General features: G+C 51.8%; 16 protein-coding genes. 6 read left to right on the top strand and 10 right to left on the bottom strand.

Features of this window, described 5'->3' with window-relative positions:
• Positions 1-533: 533 nt before the first annotated feature.
• From JET16_RS11240 to JET16_RS11215, 6 genes are all read right to left on the bottom strand, one after another.
• On the bottom strand, positions 534-1,568 hold the full coding sequence (locus JET16_RS11240) for a LacI family DNA-binding transcriptional regulator (protein ID WP_199615939.1): 1,035 nt from the start codon (positions 1,566-1,568) through the stop codon (positions 534-536).
• Positions 1,569-1,721: 153 nt separating this feature from the next.
• Positions 1,722-3,326, bottom strand: coding sequence for an ABC transporter substrate-binding protein (locus JET16_RS11235; RefSeq protein WP_199615937.1), 1,605 nt, complete (start codon positions 3,324-3,326; stop codon positions 1,722-1,724).
• A 93-nt stretch (positions 3,327-3,419) separates the two neighbouring features.
• On the bottom strand, positions 3,420-4,337 hold the full coding sequence (locus tag JET16_RS11230; protein WP_233531399.1) for a carbohydrate ABC transporter permease: 918 nt from the start codon (positions 4,335-4,337) through the stop codon (positions 3,420-3,422).
• Positions 4,338-4,349: 12 nt separating this feature from the next.
• Positions 4,350-5,219: an ABC transporter permease gene (locus tag JET16_RS11225; RefSeq protein WP_233531425.1), complete on the bottom strand. Its 870-nt coding sequence runs from the start codon at positions 5,217-5,219 to the stop codon at positions 4,350-4,352.
• 150 nt (positions 5,220-5,369) lie between these two features.
• Positions 5,370-8,171 carry a beta-galactosidase gene (locus JET16_RS11220; RefSeq protein WP_199615933.1) on the bottom strand — a complete coding sequence of 934 codons (2,802 nt, stop codon included), beginning with the start codon at positions 8,169-8,171 and terminating at the stop codon, positions 5,370-5,372.
• Positions 8,172-8,473: 302 nt separating this feature from the next.
• On the bottom strand, positions 8,474-9,070 hold the full coding sequence (locus JET16_RS11215; RefSeq protein ID WP_199615931.1) for a Uma2 family endonuclease: 597 nt from the start codon (positions 9,068-9,070) through the stop codon (positions 8,474-8,476).
• A 283-nt stretch (positions 9,071-9,353) separates the two neighbouring features.
• On the opposite strand from JET16_RS11215, the gene JET16_RS11210 reads away from it, so the two are divergent.
• The 4 genes from JET16_RS11210 (at position 9,354) to JET16_RS11195 (ending at position 15,458) form a co-directional block, all read left to right on the top strand.
• On the top strand, positions 9,354-11,705 hold the full coding sequence (locus JET16_RS11210; RefSeq protein ID WP_199615929.1) for an AraC family transcriptional regulator: 2,352 nt from the start codon (positions 9,354-9,356) through the stop codon (positions 11,703-11,705).
• A 183-nt stretch (positions 11,706-11,888) separates the two neighbouring features.
• Positions 11,889-13,526 carry an extracellular solute-binding protein gene (locus tag JET16_RS11205; protein WP_199615927.1) on the top strand — a complete coding sequence of 546 codons (1,638 nt, stop codon included), beginning with the start codon at positions 11,889-11,891 and terminating at the stop codon, positions 13,524-13,526.
• Between the two features lie 75 nt (positions 13,527-13,601).
• Positions 13,602-14,537, top strand: coding sequence for an ABC transporter permease (locus JET16_RS11200; protein WP_199615926.1), 936 nt, complete (start codon positions 13,602-13,604; stop codon positions 14,535-14,537).
• A gap of 45 nt (positions 14,538-14,582) precedes the next feature.
• The gene (locus JET16_RS11195; protein ID WP_233531397.1) at positions 14,583-15,458 is read left to right on the top strand and encodes a carbohydrate ABC transporter permease; all 876 of its coding nucleotides are present in this window, start codon (positions 14,583-14,585) and stop codon (positions 15,456-15,458) included.
• 132 nt (positions 15,459-15,590) lie between these two features.
• Here JET16_RS11195 and JET16_RS11190 read toward each other — a convergent pair whose 3' ends face one another.
• Entirely contained in the window at positions 15,591-15,755 is a 165-nt protein-coding gene (locus tag JET16_RS11190) for a hypothetical protein (RefSeq protein WP_199615925.1), read from the bottom strand.
• 142 nt (positions 15,756-15,897) lie between these two features.
• Here JET16_RS11190 and JET16_RS11185 point away from each other — a divergent pair, with 142 nt between their 5' ends.
• Together JET16_RS11185 and JET16_RS11180 are read left to right on the top strand one after the other, a co-directional pair.
• The gene (locus tag JET16_RS11185; protein ID WP_199615924.1) at positions 15,898-16,830 is read left to right on the top strand and encodes an alpha/beta fold hydrolase; all 933 of its coding nucleotides are present in this window, start codon (positions 15,898-15,900) and stop codon (positions 16,828-16,830) included.
• Positions 16,831-16,922: 92 nt separating this feature from the next.
• The gene (locus JET16_RS11180; RefSeq protein WP_199615923.1) at positions 16,923-18,494 is read left to right on the top strand and encodes a PucR family transcriptional regulator; all 1,572 of its coding nucleotides are present in this window, start codon (positions 16,923-16,925) and stop codon (positions 18,492-18,494) included.
• On the opposite strand, the gene JET16_RS11175 is transcribed toward JET16_RS11180, so the two are convergent.
• The 3 genes from JET16_RS11175 to preA are packed head-to-tail and all read right to left on the bottom strand — an operon-like array spanning position 18,487 to position 21,414.
• Positions 18,487-18,726, bottom strand: a complete 240-nt coding sequence (locus JET16_RS11175; RefSeq protein ID WP_199615922.1) for a hypothetical protein — start codon at positions 18,724-18,726, stop codon at positions 18,487-18,489. The genes JET16_RS11180 and JET16_RS11175 overlap by 8 nt on opposite strands.
• Complete coding sequence (gene hydA / locus JET16_RS11170; protein ID WP_199615921.1) at positions 18,710-20,113, bottom strand: dihydropyrimidinase; 1,404 nt, start codon at positions 20,111-20,113, stop codon at positions 18,710-18,712. Before hydA ends, JET16_RS11175 begins: the two co-directional genes overlap by 17 nt.
• Positions 20,110-21,414, bottom strand: coding sequence for an NAD-dependent dihydropyrimidine dehydrogenase subunit PreA (preA, locus tag JET16_RS11165; RefSeq protein ID WP_199615920.1), 1,305 nt, complete (start codon positions 21,412-21,414; stop codon positions 20,110-20,112). Before preA ends, hydA begins: the two co-directional genes overlap by 4 nt.
• Positions 21,415-21,428 lie beyond the last annotated feature (14 nt).

The raw sequence follows: 21,428 nt of genomic DNA, 5'->3' as shown, positions 1-21,428 counted from the left end.
TAATTTCTCCACAGGAACGCCCTACATATCGCATAATAACGAAAAACAATACAATTACCGCATTGCGCCAAATCGACGGTGACTTCATTACGGCCAAGTTCCATTGTGTGCTATTCAGTTAAGTATCGATCAACTTGATCGTATTCGGCATGATAGTCACTCCTCAAGTATAATGAAAGCAGTTTCATCTTACAACAAAAATTTTCCCAAAATAATCCACTCGTCTGAAACGCAAACAATAAGAAAAACTTCTTCGAAGTAACTCAAGGAAGCCAGACCGCGCTTAGAGGAAGTTTTTCTTGAAACATAAGAATTTACCTTTTCATACCTGAAAATTTATAAATTCTTATGTTATAGAAATGGAGGAGGCCTTGCGGCCTCCAGCCTCAAATGATTTCCGTCTAAACGGAAATCACCTCAAGGTTCTGAATCAAGTCGATCAGCTCCTTTCCGCGATATTTCGTCGGCCCGACACAACCATTGTATCTCCAAGGCCATAGCGGCGGAAGCGAAAGAACATTTATAACCAAACTTTACCGCTGTTCCGTATATAAACCAGTGCTTTGACGGACGACCAAACTAGGTTGGAGCAGCGTCAGCTTTCTTATCTTTTCCCGATTGATCAGCTGATGAAGAATTTGAACCGCCTGTCTGCCAAGCTCGTGGGATTGCTGCGAAACCGTGGTCAGTTCCGGTATGACTGTCGTCGATAGAGGCGTATCGTCGTATCCTGCAATCGAAATATGCTCCGGAATGCGCATTCCGCGTTCAACCGCGGCTTTGATCGCGCCGACCGCCGTAAAATCGTTCACGCATATAACGGCGCTCGGCCTATGCGCCATATCGATCAGCCGATTCATAAGTTGTTTCCCGGATTTGACCGAATATTCTCCGTAAACAATCCACTCTTTCCTGACGCGCAAATTGTTTTCTTCCATTTTCCTTCTGAACGCTTTCAACTTTTGGACGGTGGGCGCAATGTGCTCCATACCGCCTAGAAAGGCGATTTCCCGGTGACCGAGGTCAATGAGATGTTGAGTCAGCAGCTCCGCTCCGAAAGCTTCATCCGTCACGACCCGGTGAATGTTGCATTTCGGCAAATTGCCGTTTATTAGAACGACAGGAGTTCGTTCGGCCAGCTCGGCCACTTCTTTCACAAGCTCAGGCTTATTGCGCACCAAATTCACTCTGCCCCCGAGAAAAATGATGCCGTCCACCCTTTTTTCATTCAACACCGACAAATATTCCGATTCCCGATAGTACTCGCCGCCGGAATTGCAGAGAAAGAACGTATATCCTTTATCGCGGGCTTCGTGTTCCGCTCCAAGAAACACTTCGGTAAAAAACGGGTTCGTAATATCCGGCAATATGACGCCGATCATGCCCGTCGACTTGCTTATGAGACTTCTGGCAAGCGCGTTCGGCTGAAACTGATATTTATTGATGATCGACATGATCTTTTCTCTTGTGCTTATCTTTACCGGGGCCGTGTCATTCAGCACACGCGAGACTGTAGCGACCGAGACATTAGCTTCCTTGGCGATATCGTAGACCGTAATGTTTCTCATTTCCTTATTCCTTTCGGAAGATAATGCTTCTAGGATAACAAATATCGCAAATGATTGTAATAGTTGACAAAAGGCAAACCCCCGTTCCGCCAGCAAGGCATAGGGAGTTTGCCTTTTATCATAATACGGCAGAGCACCGCTAATGTTTGATGTTTATCCTTCGATCAATTTCTTATACTCATCCATCTGGCGCTGCAGCTCCGCCAACACTTTGTCGTAGCCCGCGGTTTTCAGTTTCGCGCGGAATTCTTCAACCGCTTTCACCGGATCGCCCGCTTTTCCGTAAGAAATCGCCGCGCCCATCTCTCCGGTAACCTGGGAGATCGCCGCGAGCTCCGCCTCAACCGGAGTTTTGTCGAAGACGAACTGGCCGTAAGGAAACGGCTTCTTGTATTTATCGTACTCGGCGTAGATCGTTTCGTCGATTTGATCCCACGTCGTTTCGCTTGGAATTTCAAGCTTATCGACACGTCCGCCCCAGAAGTCGGAGTAGAATCCGTGCTTCGCCTCGTCAAATCCTTCCGGACGAACGCGTTTTCCGTCCTTAATCTCATACTGCACGCCTTCGATTCCGTAGTTGATCAGACGGTACACTTCTTCGTCGTTGCGGATGATGTCGTACGCCATCAGCGCCCGCTCCGGGTTTTTGCTGCGCGCGCCGACCGAAGTGCCGCCATGGGTGATCGACATCTCCAGCAGGTTGCCGCGCGTTCTGGAGAACGGGAAGAACTGCAGCTCGGAGCCCGGCTGATGTTTGTCCATGTCAACGCGCAGCCCGGAGAACGTCATCGTGTGGTGTTGATCCATGCCAGACAAACCCGCCTTCAACGCGACACGGTTATCGTTCTTATTGTTCAGCACGTCTTCGCGCCAGAAGCCCTTGTCTCCCCATTCTTTCATCTTCACGGCGAAATCGACGAACATTTGGTCAAACACCGGACTTACGACCGTATATTTTTCGTCGAACGATTTCGTGAAGAAAACAGGCAAATACCCGGTCGAGATCGGCAATCCAAGGTTGTCGCTATTCGACGTGACCCAGCCGTCCCATACGCCGCCCGCTCCCGTTGCGTCCCACGGAATGACGTCCGGCTTGTTGTCTTTCACATATTGCAAATATTTCCCGATTCCTTCGAAATCCTTGATAGGCTCCGTAATGCCCGCTTCCTTCGCCCAATCTCCGCGATACATGAAACCGTGGTTTACCCATTGCGTAAAGCTGTTTTCCGGGATGAGCACGATTTGGCCCTTGAATTTGCTCTCCGCCCAGTGCTCTTCCGGGACTTCTCCCCAGGTGATCGGCGCATATTTCGGCAGCAAATCGTCAAGCGGCTTGAACGCGCCTCTTTGGGCGTTGCCCCAAGTATCGAGCCAGTCGGTGCCGATCGTGATCAGATCGAGCGGTTCGCCGGAAGCAAGCAGCAGGTTGTATTTCGTCTGCCAATCGGCCCATTCGACCCACTTCCATTCGAGCTCCGCGTTAATTTTCTTTTTCATTATCTCGTTGACTTTTTCCATCACTGCCTCGAATTGTCCGTTTGTCGGCTTGTTTCCGAGAACTACATAACTGATTTTGACAAACTTGGACGTATCGATTTCTCCGGTGTCACCGCTTGCGGTTTCACCCGATGTGCCTTTGTTGTCCGTGCCCTGGCTTTCCCCGCCGGTTGCATTGTTTCCCCCGCCGGTACAGGCGACGATGCTTAGCGTGAGCACAAGCGCCAGGAACACGGCCATAAGCTTCCTTACCTTTAACATGTGTACTTCCTCCCCGTTATTTGAATAGTTGCTCCGATCGCGTAACCGCTTTCGGTTATATGTGAAGAGGTCGCTGAAACCTCCAGCACAACGTTACCCTTTCACCGCACCTACAGTAATCCCTTTGATAAAGAAGCGCTGCACGAACGGATAGAACAATATGACCGGCCCCGTCGCCACAACAGCCGTCGCCATCTTCATCGATTCGAGCGGCATGTCCCGAAGCTCGACATTGGAAGCGGCCGACGAGTTTCGGATGAAATCGGCGGTCGTCACGACGTTGTACAAAAACAATTGCAGAGGACGGTATTGCATATCCGACGACAGGAAGAGCATGGAATGATACCACTCGTTCCAATAGCCAAGCGCGATAAACAAGCCGATCGTCGCAAGCGCGGGTGTCGTCATCGGCAATATAAGCCTCGTAAAGATGGTAAAGTCGCCGGCGCCGTCGATTTTCGCCGATTCGGTGATCGCATGCGGAATCGATTTAACGAAAGCCTTCATCATAATGATCAGGAACGGGCTCAACAGTCCGGGCAGAAGAACGGCAAGGTAGTTGTCCTTCAAGCTCAAGTAATGCGTCATGAGCAGGTAGAAAGGGACGAGTCCGCCGGAAAACAACGTAGTGAAATATATGAAAAACGAAATATAGTTCCTATATTGAAAATCGGGACGCTGCAGCGCGTATCCGGTCATGGCGACGAGAAACAGTCCGACCGCGGTTCCGACCAGCGTGATGCCGATCGTCACAAGGTACGATCCGATGATGATGTCCGGATTTTCAAATACGATCTTATAGGCGAACGTGCTGAATTCCCGAGGCCAGAAATTGAAGCCGAACTTCTTGATTGCCGTTTCCGAGGTGAAGGACGTGCCGAGTACAAGCAGGAACGGAAGCAGGCAGAAAAGCGCGAATAAGGAAATAAAGACGTAACCGAACACCTTGATAATGATTCCACTTAGGTCGGTACGAATGCTTCGGGACGATTGCTCCATAGTGTTATCCATGTTCGGCACCCCCTAAAATAACGAATTTTCCGGTGAATATTTTCTTACCAGCCAGTTAGCAGTAATGACGACGAAAAATCCGAACACCGACTGATATAAGCTGACCGCGCTGCCCATTGAGAAGTTGAAATTGTTAATCAACGAGCGGAAGACGTAAGTTTCAATAATGTCCGTCGTCGCATATAGGCTTGTGTTGTTGGCGCCCACCAAGTTGTAAAACAGACCGAAATTCCCTTTCAAAATGCCGCCCAGCGAGAATAACAGCAAAATGATGAACGTTGGCTTAAGCCATGGAAGAATGATGTAGATAATCCGTTGAAACGCGTTCGCTCCGTCGATTTCCGAAGCCTCGATAATTTCGTTGTCAAGCCCCATGATGGCGGCGAAGTAGACGATCGAACCGTATCCCGTCGACTGCCACAAATACGTAAGAACGATGATAAACGGCCATATGTCCGGGTTCGAATACGTCTTGAGCGGCTCCATGCCGAACGACTTAAGCACTGCGTTTAAATATCCGAATTCGTAGTTAAGAATGTTGTAAGCGATCAAGCCGATCAATACCGCCGAAATAAAGTGCGGCAAAAACATTAGCGTCTGCGATATTTTTTTGAACCATTTTCTGCGGAGCTCGTTGAGCAGTACGGCAACGAAAATTTGCAGCACGTTTCCAAGCACAATGAAGGCCAGGTTGTATGCTACGGTGTTGAACGTAAGTCGAAACAAATCGCCGTTGATGACCAGGAAGCGGAAATTGTTGAATCCGACGAACGGGCTGTTGAAAATACCGTCCGAGTAATTGAATTGAATGAATGCGAGATAGAGACCGGGCATCGGCAAATAGGCAAATACGATGAAGAACGCGATTGCAGGCAAACACATGATGAGAAGCGTCTTATTGTTCCAAAACCGCCTCCATTTCGACGATGCGCTCAGCGTTCTTGCCTTGCTTGGTTGGACGGCCGCTTTAATAGTCGCGCTCATGGCGCCCCTCCTGTTCGGTATGGATTGATAATTCTTGGAAACTCGGTTTTAAACGGGGACAAACGATAACGCTTTTAACTCTGAGATGCGCTCGCCTTCTACCGCTTCCAGCAAAATCGCGAGTTGATTGCTGCTTTCCCGGAACCACGCGCCGGGCACATAGAACGACTCCGGGTGACCTCCTTTGAAGTCGGGGCGCGAGGAGCTTCCGGGCATCCACAATCGGCCAATGAGACGCCCGTTGATGAATACGGTAAGCTTCACGCTTGTTCCCTTCGCATGGACTCTCCATCCTTTGCCTTCATTCGAATCGCCGACCGAGCCGTACAGCCAGCACATTTCTCCCGTATTGAACGAGACCGGCATCCCGGCATGCACCGCATCCCCTTGAACAAGACAAGCATGCGCCAATAATTCATCTTCTTGGCAAGAGGAAACCCGCCATTGTTTGGCCGACGTTCCCTCATACAGCAGTACCCGGCCGACTGGAATACCCGGCATTCTTTCTACAAATACCGCCACCTGCACCCGTTCTCCCGGCTGAACGAACGGTGAGATGTCTACGTAAGGATCGGCCGGATTTACCGTTCCCGCATCTTGTCCGTTGACGAACACGCGGGACAGCGCTTTCATACCTTCGAAATGCAGCGTCCACGAGTCCGACCGGCCTGACGGCGTAAAGCTTTTCCTGAACCATTCGAGAGCCGGTTCGTCCGTCGACATCCATCCGCCAAAGCTTACAACGGGCCACCTGGAGTCATCTGCCGGTGCGGTGTATTCTTTGCGGAGCTCCCGGTCGTCAACGCGCTTCACCCGCCAATTATCGGTCAAATCCGCCACGTTCGATACCGAGACAAGCCCCCGTATTCCCTTCATCGCGTTCAATCGCAGTCCCGGAAGCCTGTTGTCGTCAAAATTGGAGTGTCCCCAAATCTCGACCCGGGCCGTGATGTTATCGCTTTCATTTCCTACATTGCGGATTGGAATGTAACGGCTTCCTCCTGCCGGCACGACGGTGGCCGCGTATTCCGTCCCGATATAAAGAGAGACAACGTCGCTGCCTTGTTGCAGCAGGATGCCCTTGCGGGTTTCTCCCGGTTCCGTGCCTGCCTTCGCTTCGTACCAAGCAAATCCCCTGAATATACCGTATTTCTCCAAATAATCCGGCTGTCCGCTAACCTGTATTTGCCCGACAGCGGCCGACAACGACGCATCCGGCCGAACGGCTCTAACCGACCAAGAGACCGGAAGCTCGACAGCTTCCCTGGGATACTCGATCTTTTGTCCGAACCGGATGCCTCCCTTCTCGTCTATGTCTTCTATTAACAAAGCTTTCGAACGGTCCGTCGTGACAATTTCAAGCATGCTCCCGTCGGGCAGTTCAATACGGCACGAAGCGGTTTGTCCGGCTTGAAACTTAACGGTGATTGCCCCGTCCCGTTCTTCCGCAAACAAATCCGTTGTCTTCACGGACACCGCGGTTGGAACTCGAAGCGAGATTTCCCCTTCATGATCCGTATGGAACACAAGCACCGTCTTGGAGCCGCACTGCTTCGCTTGACACAGCTCGGCAGTTGCGTACAGCAGCGTTCCGTCGATTCCCCATGTCCGAAGAGGCACTCCGAACGGCAATGCCAATGAACGGCCCTCTTCCAGGACAAGCTTCGTTAAGCGAGGAACACTAACGCCGTCCGTATCGATTGACAAACCATCGATGCGTTTGCCCACGTTCGTAACGAACAACAAATGTCCGCCGTGCCGCAAGCTTAATGCCGCATGCACCGCCGTATCTTCACTCGAGGCGGCCGCCGTCTGAAAACCGCCGCCGTCCTTGCTTGCTTCCGCTTCAATCAGTGTCTCACCGTACGCACGTATGATCCGCTCCAGCAATCTCCCCTCGTAGGCCTCATCGCGAATATGACCTTCCGGAGAAATCATCCCTCCGAAATCGTAGTCGGATGTAAGGAAGGCAAGCGGCGATCCCCAATTGTTCGTTGCGTTCGTAAATCCGAAATTCGTTCCGGACACCTGCAAGTACGGGCCGAGTAGCTTCACTCCGCAGGAAAGCAGCCTTCTGAGCAGGTAGTGCGAACGGTTCGTCTCCGTAACGAGCAGCGGCAACTCCATGCCCGCAAGCAGATCCCTGTAATGCGCAACTTTCTCTTCGAAATGCCGGTCCCGGTCGTTCGGATAGAAATTGCACGTCGGCACGACGCCTTCCGAAAGCCCCGACGCTTCCAACAATCCGCCCTGTCCCGCACATGCGATCATCGGCACCGTTATGCCGTGGCCTGCGGCCATGTCCCGCAACGCCGAGATGTAGCCCGGCGGATCGGAGCATCCGTAAAAATCGAGCTCGTTGTCCAGCTGTACGAATATGACGGTTCCGCCGGCTCCGGCTTGAAATCTTTGAAGCATCGGCATAATGCGGTCAAACCACTTCGATACATAGCTCAAAAATATCGGATCGTTATCCCGAAGCTTCATGCCGTCCACCGCATGCAGATAGGCCGGCAGCGCTCCCCCATCCCATTCGGAGCAGATGTACGGCCCCGGTCTCGCCACGACCCATAGTCCCGCCTCCGCGGCGGTCTGCAAGAACGCTTCTGCGTCCCTCTCGCCGCCGAAATCCCAAACGCCTTCTTTCAGTTCATGATAATTCCACGGGAAGTACACATCGATGCAGTTGTAGCCGAACGCTTTAAGCTGATCCATTCTTTCCCGCCATAGATCCTTTGGGATTCGGAAATAAAAGAGCGACGCGCAGAGCACAATTTCCGGCTTGCCGTTGATGCGAACCGCATTGGGCGAAAGCTGGACCGGAGGTAACGTGTTCGTCGTCAATTCCATGGAATATGCCTCCATTCGATCAGTTTGTGCGGCAATTACTGAAACCTATTTCATGAAACCCATTTCATAAAATTCGATTGAATATATCCCCGATGCGTTACAACTGTCTTTAGTTTTATGTCGGAATGTGAAAAGTAAGTTAAGTATATGCTCGGCAAGCTTGCTTCGACGGACAATTTTCATGAAATGGGTTTCATAAATGGGGATCTTGAGGCTTGAAAAAGCAGCATTGAAATCATTTTAGAAAGCGCTTGCATTTATGGTAGCATTGAACCGCCAACCCGTCAATACCACTTTAATGACTATTCTAAAAAATCCGGTATTTCCTTAAAAATGTCGCTTATGATGAAGCGGACGCACGGCAGCTTATCCGATGTTACCGGATCGTCGCCCTCAAACAGGTTGTGGAGCTCGAAGCTTCCGTCACGCAAAACAAATTGTTCCATCGTTCGAGCGTCCGGATCGACAATCCAGTATTCAGCAACCCCGTACTTCGCGTACGTTTTCAATTTGTCGACCTTGTCCCGCTTCCGGGATCCCGGAGATACGATCTCAACCACCAAATCGGGAACGCCTTCCACGCCGCGGGGAGTCAAGATGTGCAGCCGGCTGCGGTGAATCATAATGATATCCGGCTGCCGGACGTCCGTCTCGCTCAAAATTACATCCAACGGAGCATCGTAGATGACATAATCGGATTTGCAGCTTTGCTTCAAGACGTATTCCAATTCCCCGCCAACCGCTTGATGGGATGTAGACGGACCGGGAGACAGCATCTCCAACACTCCGTCGACAATCTCGTAACGCTGCCCGTCTTCGGGCATGGCTGCATAAACCTCGTACGTGACCGGTTGCTCCTTGACCCGTTCGGCCGCATCTTTTCGCTTCTTATCCGTCATCGCACATTCATCCTCCCTTGCTACATATATTCGTTATCGCGCACAACCTACGGTTGCCTCCTTTAACTAAAAACACCCCGCAAGACAACACGTAAGGTGTTTGGCTTCGCGAGGTGCTTCCCCGTTGCTTTTATTCAATTATTATCAATATCCCGAATGGTGTCAATCTTACTTATCCTAGCCGTGCAAATATATCGGATGTTGATTATCCCCTGCGCCCGCATAACCGCAAGGAATGGCGACTCTTACGTCGAATTTCATATCCAGCAGGGGGAGGATCATCATGAATAAAAAGAAGTTCCGCTTCAAACTCCGCAGCGTGAAGCTTTCTTGGCTGTTGTCTTATTTAATCGTTCTGTTGGTCCCCGTTCTGATAAGCGTAGCGGTCAATTACGAATCCGAAAAGATGCTGAGGAGCGAAATTCATCGGGCGAACGGCGCGATACTGGAGGAAGTCAGGCTGAGCATTGACAGTCAAATCGATAACGCCATCAGACTCACTTCGGAATTAACATGGAATCCCCGGGTTCGTGCCTTGTTGTATTCGAATTATTACAGGATGAACGAAGATCGATACGACTTGTACATGACGGCCAAAGAACTCGGGCTTTACTCGAACTTTTATCCGTTTGTGAAAAATTTTTATGTGTATTGGCGGGAAGGACAAATCGTACTGCTCCCCGGCGTTTACCGGGATCTCCAATTGGGGCACAACACGATCCACGAAGGCGAACGTCTTTCATATGAATTATGGATGGAACTGCTCAATACCTACTTCAACGGCCGTTTCTTGAAACTGAAAAGATCGGATTCCCAAGGAAGCGCGCTGGCCTACATCCATTCCTTCAAAGGCGACAAAGGAGATCCGCCGCTCGGGGCGATTGTGGTGCTTTTGGACACGGACAAGCTTTTGAAGGTGATCAGCAGTGTGCAAGCTTTCAGCGGAGGGGAAGTGATGCTTCTGGATGAAACGAATCGTCTCCTTCTCTCCAGTTCCGGCTCGGATACCGACCCGAATCTGTTGTTCGAACAGTTTGCGGGCGAGAAGGGCAGCTTTTTCTATGACTTCCGCGGACAACGCTCCGAAATCTTTTACATGAAATCCGCGAACCAAAAAATTACATACGTCATCGCCGTGCCGAGCAAATTGTACTGGGAGAAAGCGCAAAAGATGAACAATTTGACGGTTGTGGCGCTGATCATCAGCCTTGCGGGCGGCGTTCTCCTGACCATTTATCTGCTTCGCATCAACTATAACCCTATTAATCGAATCCTTCATGCACTGCACGGCCAAAGAGGTCCGGTCGATATGAAAGGCAACGAATTTTCTTATATTCAGGCATCGATTGTGAACGCACTCAGCGAGAAGGAGCAAATTCATTATAAGATGAAGCAGCAGACCAATATGCTGCGTTCCAACATGCTTTCCAAGCTGCTCAAAGGTAAAGCCGTTCAGGACTTGCCGATCGAGGAATCGTTCGCCGCGTTCAACGTCGACTTCAAGTCGGATCGATTTGTCGTTATGCTGATTCATGTACGGGATTATGAATCGTTTTTCGAACGTGTGCCGGGCGAAAGCAGCCTGGGCAAGCTCAAGCTGATGCACTTCATCATGACGAACATTGTGGAAGAGTTGGTTAACCAGAAGCATCAGGGCGTCATGATTGAAGTGGACGATTGTCCGGTTTGTCTGATCAACCCGAACGGAGCGGACGATGAAGCCGACCTTGAAAATTTGCGGATATTGGCGGAAGAGGCTCAACGCTTTCTGCTGAACAATTTTCGAATCGATACGACGATTTCGATCAGCGGCATCAAACGGAACGAAACGGGAATCTCCGAAGCGTACAAGGAAGCTTTGGATGCGATGGAATACAAATTCGTCGTGGGCGGGAGCAAAATTATTACGCATGACGATATCCGGTCGATGGAACAAGATTCCTTGCGGTTTAGCTACTACTACCCTATGCAGGTGGAGCAGCAGCTGATCAATCAGGTCCGAGCGGGCGACTATGCGCTCGCGGAAACAATCATCCGGGACATTATCGAAAAGAACGTGAACCGCGAGAACGTATCGGTAGTACTTGTCAAATGTCTGATGTTCAACATGATCGGCACGCTGCTGAAAACGATAAATGAAATTGCGGACGTACAGGACAGCATTACGGTCGAGACTTGGAACAAAATCGACGACCTCATCACATGCGAATCTGTCAAACAGATGGAGCGGCAGTTCCTCGCGATTCTGAGCCAGGTTTGCGAGTTTACCGCTCATAAGCGCAAGCAGCAGCAGCAATCCGCTAGAAAGATGCTTGTGGAAGAACGATGCGCGGACATCATCTCCTTCATTCAAACGAATTATGCGGACCCGAACTTGAATATCACGATGATCGCCGATCATTTCGGAATGACGCAAACGTATTTGTCCAAATTTTTCAAAGAGCACACCGGCAACGGCATATTGGACACGATCAATGCCGTTAGATTGGCTCATGCCAAAAGACTGCTCGCGGAAAACGGCAACAGCATTAAAACGATTGCAGCCATGGTCGGCTTCCACGAAGTGACCAGCTTTATTCGGACGTTTAAAAAATACGAAGGAGTCACTCCCGGACAGTACCAGAAAAGGGTTTAAACGATAAACGTTCGAGTTTTGCCAACCGCATTTTCGTTTTTGCCAACATGTAAAACCGATATTGCAAATTTCGTCTCGACTTCTGCAAATTCCGTTTCAGACGGGTGTGCGCCATACTAAAGGTAAGGATCCGGCCGGATTCTCCAATTGCCCTACTTTATACATACGGAGGTCATACGAAAAATGAAACGGAAAAGCAGTCTGATAGCGATGTTCCTTGCACTGGTGCTGCTTAGCATCACGGTGCTGGGCTGCTCGTCGAACAACGGAAATGCCGGCGAGCCGTCCGAGCCTTCCGCGAACAACGAGAACGCCCGCGGTTCGTCCGAGCCTTCCGAAAATAGCGGTGCGACAACTTACCCCATTCAAACGGACAAGAAGCTGACCTACTGGGGCGAATATATCACCGTTAAACCAACTGTGGCAGAAGTCCCGTTCTTTCAAGAGTGGCAAAAAAGAACGGGGGTTCCCGTCGAATTTATCAGTCCTCCTGCAGGACAAGAGAAGGAATCGTTGAACGTGCTTCTCGCTTCCGGCGATTTGCCGGATATGATCGAGTACGATTGGTTCAGCTTCCCGGGAGGACCGGAGAAAGCGATCAACGACGGGTACATTCTCAGACTGAATGATGTCATCGATCAATATGCGCCGAATCTGAGAAAATATTTGGACGAGCATCCGGAAATCGACAAAATGATCAAAACCGATAACGGCAGCTATTATACTTTCCCTTTCATTCGCGGCGACGATTTGCTGCAGGTGTACCAAGGGCCGATCGTCCGCAAAGACTGGTTGGATGAACTCGGACTGCAAATACCGGAAACGATCGATGAGTATTATACGGTTTTGAAAGCGTTTAAAGAAAAGAAGGGCGTTGCCGCACCGCTTTCTTTTACAGGCATAGGAGCTTTGGGCAACGGCGCATTCGTAGGCGCGTACGGCGCGAACAGAGGATTTTTCCAAGAAGACGGCAAAGTTGTTTACGGACCGATGCAGCCCGGTTATAAGGAATTTCTCGCAACCATGCGCAAGTGGTATGCCGAAGGCTTGCTCGATAAAAACATCGCAACGGTCGACGGCAAAGCGCTTGACGCCAATATCACATCGGGACAGACCGGGATTACGATCGGCAACGCGGGCGGCGGCATCGGAAAGTGGACGCCGGCTCTGAAAGAAAAGGATCCCAACGGAATTCTCGCTCCTGCTCCATATCCTGTGCTGAACAAAGGCGATAAACCGAAATTCGGGCAAAAAGACCACAAATATACGACCTATGACAACGTGGCCATCTCGGCGACTTCGAAGAACGCGGAGCTGGCGGCGAAGCTGCTGGATTGGGGTTACAGCGAAGAAGGACACATGTACTTCAATTTCGGCCAAGAAGGAGTCAGCTATACGATGGTGGACGGCTATCCGAAATATACCGATCTGCTGATGAACAATCCGGATAAGCTCGCTCCCGCTCAAGCCATGTCCCTGTATATTCGCGGCAATTCCGGCGGACCTTTCGTGCAGGACAAGCGCTATATCGAGCAGTATATGCAGCTTCCCGAGCAAAGAGAAGCGCTTGAAATTTGGTCGAATACGGATGCGGACAAATACAGTCTCGGACTCTCGACGCCTACTTCGGAGGAAGCGTCAGAGCTTGCGAAAATCATGAACGATGTCAACACGCTGATCGATGAGATGTCGCTGAAAATCATTCTGGGCTCCGAGCCCATCGATGCTTACGACGGTTACATGGAAAAGCTGAAAAGCCTGAAGATCGACAGAGCCATCGAAATTAAGCAAGCTGCGTACGATCGTTATCTTAATCGATAAATCGTTGCAAGGCGGGGACGGGAATCCATGATCCATCATTCCCGTCCCCGTCCGCTACATGGAAGGAAGAGCGCTATGGGAAAGACGAAGGCAGCAACCGTTTCGTTTCGCGGCAGATTGGCCAAAGACTTTTTGTTGAACAAACATTTATATATCATGATGGTTCCCGTCATTGTCTTCTATGTCATCTTCCACTATTTCCCGATGTATGGAGCCATCATTGCTTTCAAAGATTTTTCACCCATTAAAGGTGTCATGGGCAGCAGTTGGGTCGGATTTGAGCATTTCGAATCGTTTTTTAGCACCTATTACTTCTGGCGGCTTCTCAAAAATACGCTTCTGCTCAGCCTTTACAGTTTGATCTTTGAATTTCCCGCGCCCATTATACTTGCCATCATGATCAACGAAGTGCGGAATAAACAGTACAAAAAATCGGTACAGCTCATCACCTATATGCCGCATTTTATTTCGATGATCGTCATCGCGGGCATTATTAAAGACTTTACAAGCAGCAACGGCATCATCACCTATCTCTGGACGTTCTTCGGGGGCGACGGCACGGCGATGCTGCAGCATCCCGATTTGTTCCGGCCGATTTACATCATATCCGGAATATGGCAGAGCGTCGGATGGGAATCGATCATTTATTTGGCAGCTTTGATGGGCATCGATCAGGAGCAGTATGAGGCCGCCCGCATGGATGGAGCCGGCCGCTTCAAGCAAATCTGGCATATTACGCTTCCCGGTCTGCTGCCAACAATCATGATTTTACTCATTTTGCGCATAGGCAACATGATGAATGTCGGCTGGGAGAAAATCATATTGCTGTACAATCCGACCATCTACGAAACGGCCGATGTCATTTCTTCGTTCGTATACCGCAAAGGTCTGCTCGAGTTTGGGTGGAGCTACAGCTCCGCTGTCGGATTGTTCAATTCGGTAATTAACTTGATCCTGCTCGTAGCCGCGAACTGGATCAGCCGCAAGGTCAACGAGCACAGCTTATGGTAGCCCGTTCTTATTTTTGCCCTGTTCGCGAATTGGAGGGTTCCGATTTTGAAAACTAATATCACAGAGGCGTTGTTCGACTGGACGATCTACGCCATACTTTTCATCTTGATGATCGTAACCGTGTATCCCATGCTGCACGTCGCACTAGCTTCTATCAGCGACGGGAATGCGCTTGTGGCCCACCGGGGACTGCTGTTAAAACCGCTTGGCTTCAACTTGGACGCTTACACCAAAATATTCGAGAACGGCCAAATGCTGCGCGGATACCGGAATACGCTGTTCATCGTCGTAATGGGCGTCATTCTGAACCTGCTTATGACCGCGTTTGGAGCTTATGTTTTATCCAGAAAAAATGTGATGTGGAATAAGCCGTTCATGATGATTATTATGTTCACGATGTTTTTCGGCGGAGGTCTGATTCCCTTTTATCTGCTTGTGAAAGGAGTGGGACTGTACAATTCGTTATGGTCCACGGTAATTCCGTTCATGATCAACACCTTTAACTTGATCGTGATGCGCACCGCGTTTCAGAGCGTGCCCCACGAATTGGAGGAATCGGCGAAAATGGACGGCGCAAACCATTGGGTCATTTTATTCCGCATCATTATCCCGCTTTCATTGCCTGTCATGGCGGTGATGGGCATGTTCTATGCGGTTGAGAAATGGAACGGGTGGTTTTACGCTTCGGTATTTCTGAAAGACAGGGAATTGTACCCGCTGCAAATACTGCTGCGCGAAATCCTGATCCTGAACTCAACGGATACCATCACCTCGACTTCTGGCGTCGGCGAACAGTATCAAGTCGGCGAGACGGTGAAATATGCCACCATCATGGTTGCGACGTTGCCGGTATTGGCTGTGTATCCGTTCATACAGCGTTATTTTGTGAAAGGCGTCATGATCGGCGCACTGAAAGGTTGACTTCAGCCGGGGACGGCAACAATAGGCAGCGCCTCCATTTGCGATGGGGATAACACAGGCTGCGTCAAAATAAAAGGCTCTATCGCTTAATTGAAGCGTTAGAGCCTTATTCAGTGGCTTACCTTAATGCTTTTACGGATATAATCCGTCCGCATTCGGGTACCGAATTTCCTCGGACTGCACACGGGTATTATCACCCTCGGGATGTTCCGTTACCTGTTCGAACTCCGGTATCTCGGGTTGTTCGACTTCAGGTACGCTTGGCGATTGAATTTCCGGTTGATTGTTGTCAGGCATGTATTTGAAAACCCTCCTTTCACAAAGGTAGGGTTCCCATAAGCTTACTTATTATCCTTCGACCGTCCTCACTCTGAATACAGTTACCGATATGGAGCATAATAGCTTCGTGTTCATCTTACAATAATTAGGAGACGGGTGTATGAGTGTGCGTTCCGGTGAAGATTCATATTATATTCGTTCACGGGATATGAAGCTGTTTTGCCGATTGTGGAAACCGCTTCAACCGCAAGGATTGATACTGTTCCTCCATGGAGCCGGGGAGCATTCCGGACAATACTCCCACCTTGGCATGGAGTGTTTGCAGCGGAGCGTCGCATTCATTGCTCCCGATTTGCGAGGATTCGGCAGGTCGGGCGGAAGACGGGGCTATATTCGGCAGTTCAAGGATTATCTGGATGACTTGGATGAAGTGGTCGGCCAACTGCAAATTCAATTTTCCGAGCTGCCGATTTTTTTGTTCGGGCACAGTTTGGGCGGTCTTGTCGCCGTACGATACGCCCAACAGTTCTGCGACAGAGTAACCGGAGTCATCTTGTCTTCCCCGGCGCTGGGGATTCGCCTTAAATTTCCGAATTTCATGAAAAAATCCGTCAATCTTGTTTCATTGCTCGCACCCGCTTTGCCGGTTGAACTTGTAAAATGGAATGAAGCTTTGCGAAAACGGAAATGTCTTCAATCGCGGCTGCCTGATTGGACCTCCAACTTGTTGATAGACCCATTGACTACAGTTCACTACACTCCCCGCTGGTTCAGCGAACTGATAAATAACGGTACAAAGGCTTTATCTGAAGTGAACCGGTTCCGTTGTCCCATCTTGTGCCTTTATGATCGATATGACCGTATCGTCAATTCCAATGCGATCGAGCAGTTTTTCGCGAGTATCGCGTCCGACGAAAAAAATTGCTTCGTGCTGACTAAGGGGAATCATCAGTTTTTGAATGACGGAGAAGTGCTGCGGTACATATTTCAATGGTTAAACACGCGCTTAGGAGGCCTGAGTGCGGAATTGCGCGACTCGGCGGATCAGGCGTCCCCGGCGGCCGGCACAATTCGTGCGCCGGCATCCCGGTAATCCGGCAGGATAATCAGGCATCCGTGCAGGAAAATGTTCACCACTCACCGAAACCGTTATTGACGCCAGTGAATGACGGGAGGTAACGCGACATGGTTGACTTTAGGGATGTAAGAGTCCGTGAAGTGTTGAAGCGTCCCTGCTTTCGCAACGCGGAAGTGATTGCGAGCGAGAAAGCGCTGGACCGCCTTGTCAAATGGGTGCACATCATGGAAGTGACCAAGGTCGGCCAGCTGCTCAATGGGAATGAACTGATTCTTACCACGGGCATCGGATGGCAGGAGGAGGAAGAGATCGGCGCCGCGTTCCTGCGCCAGTTGATCGAGAGCAACGCAGCCGGTTTGTGCATTGAGCTGGGGACGTATACCAAGAAGCCGCCGGAACGGATGAAACAGCTGGCGATCGGCGCCGACTTTCCGCTCATCCTGTTTCACGAAGAGGTGCGTTACGTCGACATCACCCGGGATTTGCACACCTTCTTCATCAACCGCAATCACAAAATGATCACGGATCTCGATACGCTGACGAATCAATTCAACCGTTTGCTGTTATCCGGCAAAGGACTGCCGCCGCTTCTGCGGCTCCTTCACGAGAAGACGAAACGGAAAGTCGCCCTTTTGCCGATAGACGGCGAACCGCTTATGCTGCCCCCCTCCTCCAAGCCGGACGATCGCCAATCGGCGGAAGACGAAATAATGGTTCGCCGTCCGATCATGATCATGGGCCACAAATTCGCCGAATTGGCCATACAATCGGACGAGGAGCCGGGCGAATTCGTCTTGCTCGCTTTGGACCGGTGCGCCACGGCTGTCGCTCAAGAGATGATGCGGACGATGCACGTCGAGGAAAGAAGAAGATACAAGGAAACGGGCTGGATTCAGGATTGGCTGAACGGCAAACTGAAATACGCCGAAATATCCGGCAGCGTCCGGTCGATAAAGCCCGGCGCGCAAATTAGCGCGGTGACGGCCTGCGTGTTCGAGCTGGACGGAAAGACGCTTCATGCTCCGGATTTCGAGACGGTATTGGTCCAACGGATCATCTGGGCGCGTTCATTCTTCGATCAGAACGGCTTTCTTCTCGTCACGGCGCTCATCGGCCATCAGCTTGTATTCATCCTGCTGCATCTAAGCGAGCGGACCGCCCGGACCCCGCCGCCGATGCAAGCGATCGAGCGGCTGCGCAAGACGGATAAACCGGGCGGACTCGCCCTGTTCAACGGATTAACCGGAATCGGTCCGACCGTCCCGGAACCGGCCGCGCTGCACAAAAGCTTCGAAGCGGCCTGCGAAACGATTCTTATCCAGAAGACGACCGGACCGCTCCAAAGGCCTTTCTACACGGAGCTCCACGTGCACCGGATCATTGCGGGCATGGAAAAAGCCGGTCAACTCTCCGCCTTCATCGACGACTATTTGGGACCGATACTCCGATATGAACGGAACAAGGACGCCCATTTGCTAAAGACGCTGAAAGTGTACCTTCAGTTGTCCGGCGCCAAGCAGGAGACGGCCAACGCGCTTTTCATCGTCCGTCAAACGCTGTACCATCGCCTCAACAAAATATCCGAGCTGCTCGGTTCGGATTTCACGATGCCGGAGAAGCGTCTCATGATCGAGCTCGCTTTGTACGCCTACGAATATGCGCACGGGCCCGTCACATGACGCTGGCCCGCGCATTCCGGAGCTGCCCGATCAAGACAGCTCCCAAATATTTGCGCGCATCCGCGGTCGACAGCAGAAGCTCTTTCGTTTCCGTCTCTTGATCGCCGGAAACGCGGGCGAACTTGACGGCGTCTCCGTCCAATCCCTCCGCAACGTCTGCAATGACGTATCCTTCGCCGATCAATTCGTCGATCTTCGCTTTTTCCTCCATATATTCATTCCACGCGGACATATGAAGCCTCCCCGAACTTGTTTCTCCTCAAATACCGCCCCGCCCCCGCCTTACCGACGAACCGCTTCTCGCGGATGACGAATTGCCCGCGGGACAGAACGGAAACAGGCTCTCCCGTCACCTTCATGCCTTCGAACGCATTGTAATCGACCGCCATATGATGGCCGGCCGCGGCAATCGTCCGCTCGGCGTTCGGATCGAACAAGACGAGGTCGGCGTCGCTTCCGACGGCGATCGTGCCTTTGCGCGGGAACATGCCGAACAGCTTGGCGCTCCGCGTGGCGACGATGTCGACGAATCGGTTCAGACCGATCCGGCCTTTGCAAACTCCTTCGGAGAAAAGAATGGTGAAGCGGTCTTCGATCGTCGGCCCGCCGTTCGGTATTTTGGAGAAATTTCCGCGGCCGAGCTCCTTCTGTCCTTTAAAATCGAAGGAGCACTGGTCCGAGCCGACCGTCTGGAGCTCTCCGCTGTTCAGCGCGTTCCACAGCGCTTCCTGATGCTCTTTGGTCCGCAGCGGCGGGGACCATACATATTTGGCCCCTTCGAAATCCGGCTTCTCCAGGTACGATTCGTCAAGCACCAAATATTGCGGACACGTTTCCCCGAATACGCGAAACCCTTTGCTGCGGGCTTCGGCTATTTGCCGTACCGCCTCCGCGCATGTCACATGCACTACGTACAGCTGCGAATCGGCGAGCGCCGTCATCGCGGCCGCGCGGCCGGTCGCTTCTCCTTCCAGCTCCGGAGGTCTCGTCCTTGCGTGGTAGATCGGATCCGTGTTCCCTTCGGCGAGCGCCTTCGCGATCAAATAATCGATAACGTCACCGTTCTCGGCATGTACCATGACGAGCGCCCCATGTTCCTTCGCCGACAAAAGCGTGCGGAACAATGTCCCGTCGTCCGCTTGAAGAACGTTTTTGTAAGCCATGAACACCTTCAAGGACGTAATGCCTTCGCTTTCAATGATGCGCGGCAATTCCGACAGCACATCATCGTTCATCTCCGCGATCATCAGATGAAAACCGTAGTCGATGACGGCGCGCCCTCTTGCCTTATCATGCCACGTTTGCACGGCCTTCTCGAGCGGAGCGCCTCTGGCGGTGAGGCAAAAATCGATGATCGTCGTCGTGCCGCCGAATGCGGCCGCGACCGTTCCTGTCTCGAAATCGTCCTTCGTCGTCGTACCGCCGAACGGCATGTCCAGATGCGTATGGGGATCGATCCCGCCGGGGAACACATACAGCCCGTCCGCATCGATCAATTCCGCATCGGGATCTTGCAGGTTCGCTCCAATGGCGGAAATCGTTTCTCCTTCGATCAGGATGTCCCCCTTATAGACGTCGGCGGCCGTTACGACCGTACCTCCCTTGACCAGCTTTTTCACGGCTTCGCCACCTCCTTCGCGCTTGATCCTTCAGGCTGTTTCGTTAATATGGCCAACGCTCTTTGCCGTTCGTTCCACGTCATCGGCGGAGCTTCCGAAGGCATCTCGGCCATCGAGATGACGCCGTCGACCGGACAGACGATGGCGCACAGGTTGCAGCCGACGCAATCTTCCTCGCGAACTTTAAGGTAAGGCTTGCCGTTGGCGTCGACGTGCCGCTCGATGCATTGGTGCGACGTGTCCTCGCAGGCGATGTGGCATTTGTTGCAGCTGATGCATGTTTCCGTATCGATTCTGGCGACGATGCGGTAATTTAAATCGAGATCGCCCCAGTTCGCGTATTTGCCGACCGATTGCCCGACAAGCTCGGAGACGCGGGAAATGCCTTTCTCGTCCAAGTAGTTGTTCAAGCCGTCGATCATGTCTTCGACGATCCGGAAACCGTGGTGCATTGCAGCCGTACACACTTGAACCGCCGTCGCCCCCATCAGCATGAATTCGGCCGCATCCCTCCATGCGGCAATGCCGCCGATGCCGGAGATCGGCACATTCACCTCCGGATGGCGGGCGCACTCGGCCACCATGCTCAGCGCGATCGGCTTGACGGCCGGTCCGCAATATCCGCCGTGCGCGCCTTTGCCGGCCACATGGGGAATCGTGTTCCAAGTATCCAGATCGACACCCATCAAGCTGTTGATCGTGTTGATCAGCGATATCGCGTCCGCTCCGCCCTGCACGGCGGCGACCGCTGTTGCGGTAATATCGGTAATGTTGGGCGTCAGCTTGACGATGACCGGCGTCCGCGCCGCCTCTTTCACCCAGCCCGTCTGGACTTCGACCAAGGCGGGAACTTGCCCGGAGGCGGAGCCCATCCCGCGCTCGGCCATCCCGTGCGGACACCCGAAATTGAGCTCCAGCCCGTCCGCTCCGGTCGCTTCGACGCGCTTGACGATTTCATGCCAAGCTTCGCGTTTCGGCTCCACCATAATTGAGACGACGAGCGCATGGTTCGGGAATCTTCTTTTCGTTTCATAGATTTCTTTCAGGTTCACTTCGAGCGGCCGGTCGGAGATGAGCTCGATGTTGTTGAAGCCCGCCACCCGTTGGGTCCCTATATGCAAGCCTGCGAAACGGGAGGCCGTGTTTATGATCGGATTGCCGAGCGTCTTCCACACGGCGCCGCCCCAGCCCGCTTCGAACGCACGTTGGACCTGGTATCCCGTATTCGTCGGCGGCGCGGAGGCGAGCCAGAACGGATTCGGCGACGCAATGCCGGCCAAATTGACGGATAAATCTGCCATGTCCTCACATCCCC

This window comes from Paenibacillus alkalitolerans, assembly GCF_016482785.1.
In the GTDB taxonomy this organism is placed as follows: domain Bacteria; phylum Bacillota; class Bacilli; order Paenibacillales; family YIM-B00363; genus Paenibacillus_AE; species Paenibacillus_AE alkalitolerans.
The sequence above is the reverse complement of the archived record's forward strand: the minus strand, read 5'-3'. Positions and strand labels throughout refer to the sequence as shown.